This is a genomic window from Pulveribacter suum, from assembly GCF_003013695.1.
GTDB classification, from domain to species: Bacteria; Pseudomonadota; Gammaproteobacteria; order Burkholderiales; family Burkholderiaceae_C; genus Melaminivora; species Melaminivora suum.
Map to the genome: position 1 here is coordinate 1,539,386 of NZ_CP027792.1, position 13,609 is coordinate 1,552,994.

The following is a 13,609-nucleotide window of genomic DNA, read 5'->3' on the forward strand; positions in this document are numbered from 1 at the left end:
ACTTACAAGGGATAGAGACACACCATGACTGCACTCGTCATTGCTGAACACGACAACGCGTCGCTCAAGGCCGCCACCCTCAACGTCGTCACCGCCGCCGCTGCCTGTGGCGGCGACGTGCACGTGCTGGTGGCCGGCGAGAACGCCGGCGCCGCCGCCCAGGCCGCCGCGCAGATCGCCGGTGTGGCCAAGGTGCTGCACGCCGATGGCGCGTCGCTCAAGGACGGCCTGGCCGAGAACCTGGCCGCCCAGGTGCTGGCCCTGGCCGGCAACTACAGCCACCTGCTGTTCCCCGCCACCGCCAGCGGCAAGAACGTGGCCCCGCGCGTGGCCGCCAAGCTGGACGTGGCCCAGGTCAGCGACATCACCAAGGTCGTCAGCCCCGACACCTTCGAGCGCCCGATCTACGCCGGCAACGCCATTGCCACCGTGCAAAGCGGCGACAGCGTGAAGGTCATCACCGTGCGCGGCACGGGTTTTGACGCGGCCCCCGCCACCGGCGGCAGCGCGCAGGTCGAGACCGTGCAGGCCGCGGCCGACTCGGGCAAGAGCAGCTTTGTGGGCCGTGAGGTCACCAAGAGCGACCGTCCCGAGCTCACCGCCGCCAAGGTCATCGTCTCCGGCGGCCGGGCTCTGGGCAGCGCCGAGAAGTTCCAGGCTGTGCTCACGCCCCTGGCCGACAAGCTGGGCGCCGCCATCGGCGCCTCGCGCGCCGCGGTGGACGCCGGCTACGCGCCCAACGACCTGCAGGTCGGCCAGACGGGCAAGATCGTCGCGCCCCAGCTGTACATCGCCGTGGGCATCTCCGGCGCCATCCAGCACCTGGCCGGCATGAAGGACTCCAAGGTCATCGTGGCCATCAACAAGGATGCCGAGGCGCCCATCTTCTCGGTGGCCGACTACGGCCTGGAAGCCGACCTGTTCGAGGCCGTGCCCGAGCTGGCCAAGGCTTTGTAACGCCGGCTCCGGTGTGTGAAGGCATCGCTTGCGATGCCTTTTTTTTGACTACTTGGCTGCAAACGTTTGCGCCGTTGAGGACCCCATGAGTTACACCGCCCCCGTCAAGGACATGCTGTTCGCCATCGAGCACCTGGCCGGCATCGAGCAGGTTGCACAGCTGCCCGGCTTCGAGGACGCCGGCCTGGACACGGCCGCCGCCGTGCTGGAAGAGTGCGCCCGCTTCAACGAAGGCGTGGTGGCGCCGCTGAACGTGCCCGGCGACCAAAACCCTTCGTCATGGAAGGACGGCGTCGTCACCACCACGCCCGGCTTCAAGGAGGCGTTTGCGCAGTTCGCCGAAGGCGGCTGGCAGGGCCTGCAGCACCCGCAGGACTTCGGCGGCCAGGGTCTGCCCAAGACCATCGGCGCGGCCTGCGTGGAGATGCTCAACAGCGCCAACCTCAGCTTCGCCCTGTGCCCGCTGCTCACCGACGGCGCCATCGAGGCTCTGCTGACGGCCGGCAGCGAGGAGCTAAAACGCACCTACCTGGAAAAGCTGATCTCCGGCCAGTGGACCGGCACCATGAACCTGACCGAGCCCCAGGCCGGCAGCGACCTGGCGCTGGTGCGCACCCGCGCCGACCGCCAGGACGACGGCACCTACAAGATCTTCGGCACCAAGATCTTCATCACCTACGGCGAGCACGACATGGCCGAGAACATCGTGCACCTGGTGCTGGCGCGCGTGGCCGGCGCGCCGGAGGGCGTCAAGGGCATCAGCCTGTTCGTGGTGCCGAAGTTCCTGGTGAACGCGGACGGCTCGCTGGGCGCGCGCAACGACGCGCACTGCGTGAGCATCGAGCACAAGCTGGGCATCAAGGCCTCGCCCACGGCGGTGCTGCAGTTTGGCGACCATGGCGGCGCCGTGGGCTGGCTGGTCGGCGAGGAAAACCGCGGCCTGGAATACATGTTCATCATGATGAACGCCGCCCGCTACGCCGTGGGCGTGCAGGGCATTGCCGTGGCCGAGCGCGCCTACCAGCACGCCGTGCAGTACGCCCGCGAGCGCGTGCAAAGCCGCCCGGTCGATGGCTCCATCAAGGCCAGCGCCGCCATCATTCACCACCCCGACGTGCGCCGCATGCTGATGACCATGCGCTCGCTCACCGAGGGCTGCCGGGCCATGGCCGCCGTGGCCGCCGCCGCGTACGACGCGTCGCACCACCATGCGGACGAGCAGGTGCGCAAGGACAACGCCACCTTCTATGAATTCATGGTGCCGCTGGTCAAGGGCTTCTCCACCGAGATGAGCCTGGAGGTGACGAGCCTGGGCGTGCAGGTGCACGGCGGCATGGGTTTCATCGAGGAAACCGGCGCCGCCCAGTACTACCGCGACGCCCGCATCCTGCCCATCTACGAGGGCACCACGGCCATCCAGGCCAACGACCTGGTGGGCCGCAAGACCGGCCGCGACGGCGGGGCCACGGCCCGCGCCATCGCCGCGCAGATCGAGAAGACCGAAGGCGAGCTGCACGCCAGCGGCAGCGAGGCCGCCCGCGCCATGGGCGAGCGCCTGGCCGCCGCGCGCACCGCCTTTGTGGAAGTCGTGGATTTCGTCGTGTCGCAGATGAAGGCCGACCCCAACGCCGTCTTCGCCGGCAGCGTCCCCTACCTGATGCTGGCCGGCAACCTGGTCGCCGGCTGGCAGATGGCGCGCGCGCTGCTGGTGGCAGAGAAGCTGTCCGCAACGGCGCAGGATGCGGCCTTCATGCAGGCCAAGGTCGCCACCGCGCGCTTTTATGCCGAGCACATCCTGGTGCGCGCTCCGGCACTGCGCGATGAAATCGTGCACGGGGGCGCCAGCACCATGCAGATGGCGCTGGAAGCGTTCTGACTTGCTATTGAAAAGATAGCTACCAGCGCTTGATGGACAAGCGCTGGAGCGGTATTTCACTTAAATCTTTCCTGGAGACATCGCCATGGCATTGCCCGCAGCCCTGCAGAAAACCACGCTGCCCGTCATCGGCTCGCCGCTGTTCATCATCAGCAACCCCACGCTCGTCATCGAGCAGTGCAAGGCCGGCATCATCGGCTCCATGCCCTCGCTCAACGCCCGCCCGGCCGAGCAGCTCGATGACTGGCTGGCCGAGATCACCGAGACGCTGGCCGCCTGGGACAAGGCCCACCCGGACCAGCCTTCCGCGCCGTTCGCCATCAACCAGATCGTGCACAAGAGCAACGACCGGCTGGAGCACGACATGCAGGTCTGCGCCAAGTACAAGGTGCCGATCGTCATCACCAGCCTGGGCGCGCGCGAGGACGTGAACCAGGCCGTGCACAGCTGGGGCGGCGTGGTGCTGCACGACATCATCAACAACAAGTTCGCCCGCAAGGCCATCGAGAAGGGCGCCGACGGCCTGATCGCCGTGGCGGCAGGGGCGGGAGGCCACGCCGGCGTGAAGAGCCCGTTCGCGCTGGTGCAGGAGATCCGCCAGTGGTTTGACGGCCCGCTGGCGCTGTCCGGCTCCATCGCCTCGGGCGGCGCGGTGCTGGCGGCGCAGGCTTGTGGAGCCGACTTCGCCTACATCGGCTCGGCCTTCATCGCCACCGAGGAGGCGCGCGCCTCGGAGGCCTACAAGCAGGCCATCGTCGATGGCACGTCGGACGACATCATCTACAGCAACCTGTTCACCGGCGTACATGGCAACTACCTGGCGCCGTCGATTCGCGCCGCCGGGCTGGACCCGGACCACCTGCCCGAATCCGACCCCAGCAAGATGAATTTCGGCGGCAGCGCCGCGGCCAAGGCCTGGAAGGACATCTGGGGCTGTGGCCAGGGCATCGGCGCGATCGACGCCGTGGTGCCCGCGGCCGAGCTGGTGGCCCGCCTGCGCCGCGAATACGAAGCCGCCCGCAAGCGCCTGCTGGCCGCCGCCTGAGGCGCCAGGCCCCGCCCGCGGCGCCCGCGGGCCGCGCGCAGAAAAGCCGCGAAAGGCGCACAATGCGGCCCGCGCCGACCGCAGCCGGCCCCTCTTACCGGGAGCCGGCTTTTTGTTTTTGCTTGGCCTCTCGCCCCTCCATGTCCAGCCCCCCACGCAGCGCCCTGATCGACTGCACCAAGGCCGTGGCGTGCGCCGCCATCGTGGCCCACCACCTGGCCTTCTACGGCCCCCTGCCGCCGCTGGTGGCGCAGGCGGCGCCCGCGCTCATCAGCGGGCTGGTGGAGTACGCGCGCATGGCCGTGCAGGTGTTCCTGGTGCTGGCCGGCTACCTGGCCGCCGCCAGCCTGGCGCCCCAGGGCAGCGCGCGCTTTGGCGCGCCGGCGGCCAAGGTCGGCCAGCGCTTCGTGCGGCTGGTCGTGCCGTATGCGGTGGCACTGGTGATGGTGATTGCGACGTCAGCGGCCGTGCGGCCGTGGTTCGATGACCCGGCCGTTTCGCCCGACCCGGACCTGGCCCAGCTGCTGGCGCACGCGCTGCTGCTGCACGGCGTGGCGGGCGAAGAGTCGCTGTCGGCCGGTGCCTGGTATGTGGCCATCGACTTCCAGCTGTTCGCCCTCACGGTGCTGCTGCTGGCCGGCGTGCGCGCCTTGGTTCGGCCCGCGTGGCGCGCCCGCACGGGCCAGGCGCTGGTGGTGCTGCTGGCAGCCGCGTCGCTGCTGGTCTTCAACCGCGATGCGGACTGGGACGTGTGGGCGCTGTACTTCTTCGGGGCCTACGGCCTGGGGCTGATGGCCTGGTGGGCGGCGCAGGCCGCTCGGGCCGAGTCCCGCGCCTGGCTGCTGCTCATGGCCGCGCTGGTGGCGATGGCGCTGCTGCTGGACTGGCGTGAGCGCATCGCCCTGGCCGGCGCCACGGCCCTGGCCCTGGGCAGCCTGATGCGCCTGGCCCCCGTGGCGCGCTGGCAGGGCGTGGCGCCACTGCGCTGGCTGGGGCAGATCTCGTACTCCGTCTTTCTGGTGCACTTTGCCGTGTGCCTGCTGGTGAATGCCCTGGTCAGCAACCTGTGGCCGGGCTCGGTGAGCGCCGCGGCGATGGGCCTGCTGGCGGGCTTTGCGCTGTCGCTGCTGGCCGGCTGGGTGCTGTACCAGCGGGTGGAGCGCTACGTGCCCACCTGGCACAAGGCGCTGCGCTGGCAGCTGGGGCTGGTGGGCGCCGGGCTGGCGACGGCGCTGCTGGCCGGGCTGCGTTGAATGGACGGAAAAAACAAAGGCAGCCCGCGGGCTGCCTTGTTGCCGGTGGCCGCGAGCGCGGCTTTCAGCGGTGCAGCTCGCCGGCGCTCTCGGGCTGGAAGGTGATGGAGTCCACGCGCACCGTGACCTGGCCGGTGGGGCTGGGCATCTGGAACTCATCGCCCACGGCGAGGCCCAGCAGGGCGATGCCCACCGGCGCGAAAACCGAGACCTTGTCGCCCGAGCCGTCCATCTCGCGCGGATAGACCAGGGTCAGCGTGTTGGCCTTGCCGGTCTCCAGGAGGGTGAACTGCACGGTGGAGTTCATGGTCACCACGTTGGGCGGCATGTCCTTGGGGTCGAGCACGTCGGCGCGGTCCAGCTCGGCCTCCAGCTGGTCGCGGCCGGGGAAGGGCGCCGCGCTTTTGTCCAGCAGCGCCTCCAGGCGCTCCATGTCCAGGGATGACAGGGTGATGGCGGGCTTGCGCAGCATGGTATGTGGCTCCGTGAAACTGTTCGTTTGCTTGTGTGTGGTGTGGCCGGGGCGAAGCCCCGGGCGGCGGCCGCGGCCACCCGACCCAGACGGACAAAAGCCCGGGCAACGGGGTTGTCCGGGCCAGAGCGGTTGGGTGGGCGCCCCAGGGCGCGATGCCGTCCATTGTGCGGGCAGGCCTGCGCTTTGCCAAGCAATCTCGTACGGGCACGCTGCGAATTGCGCGGCGCTTGCCAAGGGTGGCCAAACGGCGTAAGCGGGCAAGCGGGCATTGCGGCAAAATCTGTATGTCCGTACAGTTATTTTCCATGGCCCACGATCCCTTTCCCGACGAACACGCCGGCGCTGGCGAAGCGCCCGCCGTGCGCATCCCCGTGCAGGCCGTCAAGGGGCGGGGCGTGGCCAGCCGCATGGCGCACCGCTTCAGCACGGACCAGCGCGACGCCTTCGACGACGGCTGGGACGCACGGGAGCCGGGCGTGGGCAACGCGCCCCTGCCCGTGCGTACCGAGGTCATCTGGGAGGACGCGCGCAGCGCCCTGACGCGCAACGACTCGCCCGACATCTTCTTCTCGCACTCGGTCAACCCCTACCGCGGCTGCGAGCACGGCTGCGTGTACTGCTACGCCCGCGCCACGCACAGCTATCTTGGCATGTCGCCCGGGCTGGACTTCGAGACGCGCATCATCGCCAAGCGCAACGTCGCCGCGCTGCTGCGCGCGGAACTCTCGCGGCCCGGCCACCAGCCCAGCGTGATCAATATTGGCTCGGCCACCGACTGCTACCAGCCCGTGGAGCGCGAGCTGCGCCTGACGCGCGCGCTGGTCGAGGTGCTGGGCGAGGCGCGCCACCCGTTTTCGCTGATCACCAAGTCCAGTGGCGTGGAGCGCGACCTGGACCTGATCGCCCCGCTGGCGGCCGACCGGCTGGCCGCCGTCTACGTCACCATCACCACGCTGGACGCCAAGCTCGCCCGCATCCTGGAGCCGCGCGCCGCCGCGCCGCACCGGCGCCTGCGCACCCTGCGCGCGCTGGCCGACGCGGGCGTGCCGGTGGGCGTGAGCGTGGCCCCGCAGATCCCCTTCATCACCGAGGACATGGAGCAGGTGCTGGCTGCCGCGCGCGAGGCGGGCGCCACGCGCGCCTTCTACACCGTCATCCGCCTGCCCTGGGAGGTGGACCCTTTGATGCGCGAATGGCTGCAGCTGCACTACCCCGACCGCGCCGCGCGCGTCATGGCGCGCATCCAGGACCTGCATGGCCTGGACGATGCAGCCCGCGCCCGCGGGCGCGCCTACGACAGCGCCCACGCCACGCGCATGAGCGGCACGGGCCTGTGGGGCGAGCTGCTGCGCCAGCGCTTTGACAAGGCCTGCGCCCGCCTGGGCTATCACCGCGAGCGCTTCGAGCTGGACCTGTCGCAATACCGCCCGGCGCTGGCACGGGGGCAGGGCGCGCTGTTTTGATGCGCGCGCGCGACCTCAGCCGGCCAGCTGGCGCGCGTGGTGGCGCAGGTGGTCGTCCATGAAGGTCTGCACGAAGTAGTAGCCGTGGTCGTAGCCCGCGTGGCGGCGCAGGGTCAGGGTCTGGCCGGCGGCCTGGCAGGCGGCCTCCAGCAGGTGCGGGTGCAGCTGCTCGGCCAGGAATTTGTCGTCCAGGCCCTGGTCGATGAGGATGCCGGCGGGGTAGGGCGCGGCCTGGTGGCCGCTCATCAGCTCGGTGGCGTCGTGCGCGGCCCAGGCGGCGCGGTCGGCGCCCAGGTAGCCGGTGAACGCCTTTTCGCCCCAGGGGCAGCGCGTGGGCGCGCAGATGGGGGCAAAGGCCGACAGGCTCCTGAAGCGGCCGGGGTGGCGCAGCGCCAGGGTCAGGGCGCCGTGGCCGCCCATGCTGTGGCCCGTCAGGCCCAGGCGCGTTCCGTCGATGGGCAGCTCGTCGGCCAGGGCCGGCAGCAGCTCGGCCAGCAGCCAGCTTTCCATGCGCCAGTGGGCGGACCAGGGGGCCTGCGTGGCGTCCAGGTAGAAACCGGCGCCCACGCCGAAGTCCCAGGCCTCGGCCTCGCCTGCGATGCCCGCACCGCGCGGGCTGGTGTCGGGCGCGATGAGGGCCAGGCCCAGCTCGGCGGCCAGGCGCTGGGCGCCGGCCTTGGTGGGAAAGGTGTCCTCGGTGCAGGTCAGCCCGGCCAGATAGACCAGGGCCGGCACGGGCGCGCCGGCCAGGGCCTTGGGCGGCAGATAGACGGACACGCGCATGGGCAGGCCGGTCGCGTCCGAGGCGTGGCGGTAGTAGCGCTGCTCGCCGCCGAAGCAGGCGTGGGTGCTGAGCAGTTCAAGCGTGGCGGTCATGGGGTGCTCCATTTTTGATAGCTGCTTGCGCTTGATCGGTTTGGGTTTCAATATCAAAACACATTGAAAACCAGGTACATCAAGCGCGAGCAGCTCATGTTTTGATAGTGGCTCAGCCGGCGTAGTGCACCACCGAGCGGATGGATTCGCCCCGGTGCATCAGCTCGAAAGCCTCGTTGATGCCGGCCAGCGGCATGGTGTGCGTGACGAAGGGCGCCAGCTGAATGCGGCCGGCCATGGCGTCCTCGACCATGCCGGGCAGCTCGCTGCGGCCCTTGACGCCGCCGAACGCCGTGCCCAGCCACTTGCGGCCGGTGACGAGCTGGAAGGGCCGGGTGCTGATCTCCTGGCCGCTGCCGGCCACGCCGATGATCACGCTCTGGCCCCAGCCGCGGTGCGCGCATTCCAGCGCCGCGCGCATCACGTGGACGTTGCCGATGCACTCGAAGCTGTGGTCCACGCCCCAGCCGGTCATCTCCACGATGACCTGGCTGATGGGCTGGTCGTGGTCCTTGGGGTTGACGCAGTCGGTGGCGCCAAAGGTGCGCGCCAGCTCGAACTTGGCCGGGTTGGTATCGACGGCGATGATGCGGCCGGCGCCGGCCAGCTTTGCGCCCTGCACCACGGCCAGGCCGATGCCGCCCAGGCCAAACACGGCGACCGAGTCACCCGGCTGCACGCGGGCGGTGTTCTTCACGGCGCCCAGGCCGGTCGTCACGCCGCAACCCAGCAGGCAGACCTGCTCGGGGTTGGCGTCGGGGCTGACCTTGGCGAGCGACACCTCGGCCACCACGGTGTACTCGCTGAACGTGGAGCAGCCCATGTAGTGGTAGATGGGCTGGCCGTTATAGGAAAAGCGGGTGGTGCCGTCGGGCATCAGGCCCTTGCCCTGGGTGGCGCGCACCGCGACGCACAGGTTGGTCTTGCCGCTCTTGCAAAACAGGCACTCGCCGCATTCGGCGGTGTACAGCGGAATGACGTGGTCGCCGGGCTTGACGCTGGTCACGCCCTCACCGACCTCCACCACGATGCCCGCGCCCTCATGGCCCAGCACGGCCGGGAAGACCCCTTCCGGGTCGTCGCCCGACAGGGTGAAGGCGTCGGTATGGCACACGCCGGTGTGCGTGATGCGCACCAGCACCTCGCCGGCCTTCGGGGGCGCGACGTCGATCTCGACGATCTCAAGGGGCTGGCCTGCGGCAAAGGCGACGGCGGCGCGTGATTTCATGGCGGGGACCTCTTTTCGGTGTTCGTTGTGCTGTGGGGACAAGCGCCTGACTGTAGGCCAGGCGCCGCCAAAACGAAAAAGCCCGCAGGCATGGCACCTGCGGGCCGGGGGGCAAGGGCATCAGCCCTTGACCAGGGGCGCGGCGATCAGCGCTGTGCCAGCTCGGGCACGTCGCGGCGCGGCGAGCCCACGAACAGCTGGCGCGGGCGGCCGATCTTGTACTCGGGGTCGCTGATCATCTCGTTGAGCTGCGCAATCCAGCCCACCGTGCGGGCCAGGGCGAAGATGCCGGTGAACAGGTTGACCGGGATGCCGATGGCGCGCTGCACGATGCCCGAGTAGAAGTCCACGTTCGGGTAGAGCTTGCGCTGCACGAAGTAGTCGTCTTCCAGGGCGATCTGTTCGAGTTTCTTGGCCAGGGCGAACAGCGGGTCGTTTTCCAGGCCCAGGGCCTGCAGCACCTCGTTGGTGGTCTCCTGCATCAGCTTGGCGCGCGGGTCATAGTTCTTGTACACGCGGTGGCCAAAGCCCATCAGGCGCACGCCGGAGTTCTTATCCTTGACCTGCTCCATGAACTCGCCCACCTTGGCGATGCCGCCGTTGGCCTGCAGGTGCTCCAGCATGTTCAGCGCCGCCTCGTTGGCACCGCCGTGCGCGGGGCCCCACAGGCAGGCCACGCCGGCGGCAATGGCTGCGAACGGGTTGGTGCCCGAGCTGCCGCACAGGCGCACGGTGGAGGTGGAGGCGTTTTGCTCGTGGTCGGCGTGCAGGATGAAGATGCGGTCCATCGCGCGCTCGATGACCGGGTTGACCTGGTATTCCTCGCACGGCGTGCCGAACATCATGCGCAGGAAGTTGCCCGAGTACGACAGGTCGTTCTTCGGGTACATGTACGGCTCGCCCTTGCCGTACTTGTAGGCCATGGCCACCAGCGTCGGCATCTTGGAGATGAGGCGGATAGCGGCGATGTGGCGGTGCTCGGGGTTATTGATGTCGGTGCTGTCGTGGTAGAAGGCCGACAGCGCACCCACCAGGCCCGTCAGCACGGCCATCGGGTGAGCGTCGCGGCGAAAGCCCCGCAGGAAGAACTGCATCTGCTCGTTCACCATGGTGTGCTTGAGCACCAGCTTGTGGAAGTCGTCGCGCTGGCCGGCGCCCGGCAGTTCGCCGTTGAGCAGCAGGTAGCAGGTGTCCAGGTAGTCGCACTTGGTGGCCAGCTGCTCGATGGGGTAGCCGCGGTACAGCAGCTCGCCCTTGTCGCCGTCGATGTAGGTGATGGACGACTGGCACGAGGCCGTGGACAGGAAGCCCGGGTCATAGGTGAACATGCCCGTTTGCGCGTACAGCTTGCGGATGTCCACCACGTCCGGGCCGATGGTGCCTTGATAGACGGGAAGCTCCACGCTCGGGCTGCCGTTGCTGAAGGACAGCGTCGCCTTGTTGTCTGCGAGTTTCATTTCCAGTTTCCTTTGGGTGGTTGACCGTGGAGCCGCGCCAGGCGGACGTGCTGCCCGCTGCGGCCTGTGACAGGGTGGTGGGTGGTGCCGGCGAAGGGATGCGGTCAGGCCGAGCGGTGGCGCATCTGCGCGAGCACGGCCTTCACCTCGTCGGTGGCAATGTCGCCGGCCGGCTCGCTGCGGGCCAGGAGCAGGTCCAGCAGATCGTTGTCGGACAGATCCATCAGCGCGGTGATCGCCCGGGCCTGGCCTACCGTGAGCCGGTCGCCGTGGCGCGCGAAGAAGCGCTCGATGAACAGGTCGTTCTCGACCAGGCCGCGGCGGCAGCGCCAGCGCAGCACAGCCGCCTCGCGTTCGCCCAGCAGGGCCGCCGACTCGTCTTCTTGCATGGCAGCGGGCGCGTCAGATGGCACGGCGCGCCATCAGTTCCTTGATCTTGCCGATGGCCCGCGTGGGGTTCAGGTGCTTGGGGCACACGTCCACGCAGTTCATGATGGTGTAGCAGCGGAACAGGCGGTAGGGGTCCTGCAGGTTGTCCAGGCGCTCCTCGGTGGCCAGGTCGCGGCTGTCGGCAATGAAGCGGTAGGCCTGCAGCAGGCCGGCCGGGCCGACGAACTTGTCCGGGTTCCACCAGAAGCTGGGGCAGCTGGTCGAGCAGCTGGCGCACAGGATGCACTCGTACAGGCCGTTGAGCTCCTCGCGCTCTTCGGGCGACTGCAGCCGCTCCTTGAAGGGCGAGACCGGCTCGTCGTTTTGCAGGTAGGGCTGGATGGAGTTGTACTGCTTGAAGAACTGCGTCATGTCCACGATCAGGTCGCGGATCACGGGCAGCCCGGGCAGGGGCTTGAGCACGATCTCGCCCGGCAGCGTCTTCATGTTGGTCAGGCAGGCCAGGCCGTTCTTGCCATTGATGTTCATGGCATCCGAGCCGCACACGCCCTCGCGGCACGAGCGGCGAAACGACAGCGTCGGGTCCTGCGCCTTGAGCTTGACCAGGGCGTCCAGCAGCATGCGCTCGTGTCCGTCCAGCTCCACGTGCAGCGTCTGCATGTAGGGCTTGGCGTCCTTGTCCGGGTCGTAGCGGTAGATCTTGAAAGTGCGTTGCATGGTGTGTTCTCTCGTGGGCTGCGCGGCGGCGGCGCTCAGAAGGTGCGGACCTTCGGGGGAATGCTCTCCACCGTCAGTGGCTGCATGTTGACCGGCTTGTAGGTCAGGCTGTTGGACTGGCTGTGCCACAGCGTGTGCTTGAGCCAGTCGCGGTCATTGCGGCCCAGCGGGAAGTCGGGGTCGTCGGCCGGGTGCTCGTAGTCGTCCACCGTGTGCGCGCCGCGGCACTCGTGGCGTGCGGCGGCCGACACCATGGTTGCCTGCGCCACCTCGATCAGGTTGTCCACTTCCAGCGCCTCCATGCGCGCGGTGTTCCAGACCTTGGACTTGTCCTGCAGGCCGATGGCTCCGACACGCTCGCGGATGTCGTTGATCTTGACCACGCCTTCGTCCATGCTCTTTTGCGTGCGGAATACGCCCGCGTGCTGCTGCATGGTGCTGCGGATCTCGCCTGCCAGGTCCTGCGCATAGATGCCGTCCTTGGACTCATCCAGCTGGTTCAGGCGCGCCAGGGTGCGGTCCGAACCGTCAGCCGGCACCGGCTGGTGGTCGCCGTAGCCGGAGACGAACTGCACGATGTGCTTGCCGGCGGCCTTGCCGAAGACCAGCAGGTCCAGCAGCGAGTTGGTGCCCAGGCGGTTGGCGCCGTGCACTGACACGGCCGAGCACTCGCCCACCGCGTACAGGCCGCCGACCACGTTGTTCTTCTCGCCGTCCCAGGTCACGACCTGGCCATGGATGTTGGTCGGGATGCCGCCCATCTGGTAGTGGATGGTGGGCACCACGGGGATCGGCTCCTTGGTGATGTCCACGTTGGCGAAGTTGTGGCCGATCTCCTCCACCGAGGGCAGGCGCTTCCTGATGGTTTCCGCGCCCAGGTGGTCGAGCTTCATCAGGATGTAGTCCTTGTTCGGGCCGCAGCCGCGCCCTTCCTTGATCTCCTGGTCCATGGAGCGCGAGACGAAGTCGCGCGGCGCCAGGTCTTTCAGGGTGGGCGCGTAGCGCTCCATGAAGCGCTCGCCTTCGCTGTTGAGCAAGATGGCGCCCTCGCCGCGGCAGCCCTCGGTCAGCAGCACGCCCGCGCCGGCCACGCCGGTGGGGTGGAACTGCCAGAACTCCAGGTCCTGCAGCGGAATGCCGGCGCGCGCGGCCATGCCCAGGCCGTCGCCGGTGTTGATGAAGGCGTTGGTGGAGGCAGCGAAGATGCGGCCCGCGCCGCCCGTGGCCAGCAGCACGGCCTTGGCGTGCAGCTCGTACAGGTCGCCCGTCTCCAGCTCGATGGCCGTCACGCCGACCACGTCGCCGCGCGTGTTGCGGATCAGGTCCAGCGCCATCCACTCCACGAAGAAGTTGGTCTTGGACGCCACGTTCTGCTGGTACAGCGTGTGCAGCATGGCGTGGCCGGTGCGGTCGGCCGCGGCGCAGGCGCGCTGCACGGGCTTTTCGCCATAGTTGGCGGTGTGGCCGCCAAAGGGGCGCTGGTAGATGGTGCCGTCCGGGTTGCGGTCGAACGGCATGCCGAAGTGCTCCAGCTCGATCACCACGTTGGGCGCTTCGCGGCACATGAACTCCACGGCGTCCTGGTCGCTCAGCCAGTCGCCGCCCTTGATGGTGTCGTAGAAGTGGTAGTGCCAGTTGTCCTCGCTCATGTTGCCCAGCGATGCGGACACGCCGCCCTGCGCGGCCACGGTGTGCGAGCGGGTGGGGAAGACCTTGGACAGGCAGGCCACGTTCAGGCCGGCGCGCGCCAGCTCCAGCGATGCGCGCATGCCGGAGCCGCCGGCGCCCACGATGACGACGTCGAACTTGCGCTTGGTGATGTTGGCTTTGGAGTAGCTCATTGTTTTCTTTCGATCAAGGGACGACAGCGGC

At 68.7% G+C, this 13,609-nt stretch carries 12 protein-coding genes; 5 read left to right on the forward strand and 7 right to left on the reverse strand.

Annotated elements, in window-relative coordinates; genetic code table 11:
* The first annotated feature begins 24 nt into the window (after positions 1–24).
* The 4 genes from C7H73_RS07090 (at position 25) to C7H73_RS07105 (ending at position 5,131) form a co-directional block, all read left to right on the forward strand.
* Positions 25–957 carry an electron transfer flavoprotein subunit alpha/FixB family protein gene (locus C7H73_RS07090; RefSeq protein WP_106846004.1) on the forward strand — a complete coding sequence of 311 codons (933 nt, stop codon included), beginning with the start codon at positions 25–27 and terminating at the stop codon, positions 955–957.
* 85 nt (positions 958–1,042) lie between these two features.
* The gene (locus C7H73_RS07095) at positions 1,043–2,833 is read left to right on the forward strand and encodes an acyl-CoA dehydrogenase (RefSeq protein WP_106846005.1); all 1,791 of its coding nucleotides are present in this window, start codon (positions 1,043–1,045) and stop codon (positions 2,831–2,833) included.
* Between the two features lie 85 nt (positions 2,834–2,918).
* Entirely contained in the window at positions 2,919–3,878 is a 960-nt protein-coding gene (locus C7H73_RS07100; protein ID WP_106846006.1) for an NAD(P)H-dependent flavin oxidoreductase, read from the forward strand.
* A gap of 140 nt (positions 3,879–4,018) precedes the next feature.
* Positions 4,019–5,131: an acyltransferase family protein gene (locus C7H73_RS07105; protein WP_106846007.1), complete on the forward strand. Its 1,113-nt coding sequence runs from the start codon at positions 4,019–4,021 to the stop codon at positions 5,129–5,131.
* A gap of 64 nt (positions 5,132–5,195) precedes the next feature.
* Here C7H73_RS07105 and rnk read toward each other — a convergent pair whose 3' ends face one another.
* On the reverse strand, positions 5,196–5,603 hold the full coding sequence (gene rnk, locus C7H73_RS07110) for a nucleoside diphosphate kinase regulator (RefSeq protein WP_106846008.1): 408 nt from the start codon (positions 5,601–5,603) through the stop codon (positions 5,196–5,198).
* A gap of 308 nt (positions 5,604–5,911) precedes the next feature.
* Here rnk and C7H73_RS07115 point away from each other — a divergent pair, with 308 nt between their 5' ends.
* Positions 5,912–7,069, forward strand: a complete 1,158-nt coding sequence (locus C7H73_RS07115; protein WP_106846009.1) for a PA0069 family radical SAM protein — start codon at positions 5,912–5,914, stop codon at positions 7,067–7,069.
* Positions 7,070–7,084: 15 nt separating this feature from the next.
* Here the strand turns inward: C7H73_RS07115 and fghA are convergent, their stop codons facing one another.
* The 6 genes from fghA to sdhA all read right to left on the reverse strand — a co-directional run bounded on the left by fghA (position 7,085) and on the right by sdhA (position 13,578).
* Entirely contained in the window at positions 7,085–7,945 is an 861-nt protein-coding gene (fghA, locus tag C7H73_RS07120) for an S-formylglutathione hydrolase (RefSeq protein WP_106847572.1), read from the reverse strand.
* A 112-nt stretch (positions 7,946–8,057) separates the two neighbouring features.
* Positions 8,058–9,173: an S-(hydroxymethyl)glutathione dehydrogenase/class III alcohol dehydrogenase gene (locus tag C7H73_RS07125; protein WP_106846010.1), complete on the reverse strand. Its 1,116-nt coding sequence runs from the start codon at positions 9,171–9,173 to the stop codon at positions 8,058–8,060.
* Positions 9,174–9,319: 146 nt separating this feature from the next.
* Complete coding sequence (locus C7H73_RS07130; protein WP_106846011.1) at positions 9,320–10,630, reverse strand: citrate synthase; 1,311 nt, start codon at positions 10,628–10,630, stop codon at positions 9,320–9,322.
* Between the two features lie 104 nt (positions 10,631–10,734).
* Positions 10,735–11,019, reverse strand: coding sequence for an FAD assembly factor SdhE (locus C7H73_RS07135; protein WP_106846012.1), 285 nt, complete (start codon positions 11,017–11,019; stop codon positions 10,735–10,737).
* 13 nt (positions 11,020–11,032) lie between these two features.
* Positions 11,033–11,737, reverse strand: a complete 705-nt coding sequence (locus tag C7H73_RS07140; protein WP_106846013.1) for a succinate dehydrogenase iron-sulfur subunit — start codon at positions 11,735–11,737, stop codon at positions 11,033–11,035.
* A gap of 35 nt (positions 11,738–11,772) precedes the next feature.
* Positions 11,773–13,578 carry a succinate dehydrogenase flavoprotein subunit gene (gene sdhA, locus C7H73_RS07145; protein WP_106846014.1) on the reverse strand — a complete coding sequence of 602 codons (1,806 nt, stop codon included), beginning with the start codon at positions 13,576–13,578 and terminating at the stop codon, positions 11,773–11,775.
* Between the last annotated feature and the right edge of the window lie 31 nt (positions 13,579–13,609).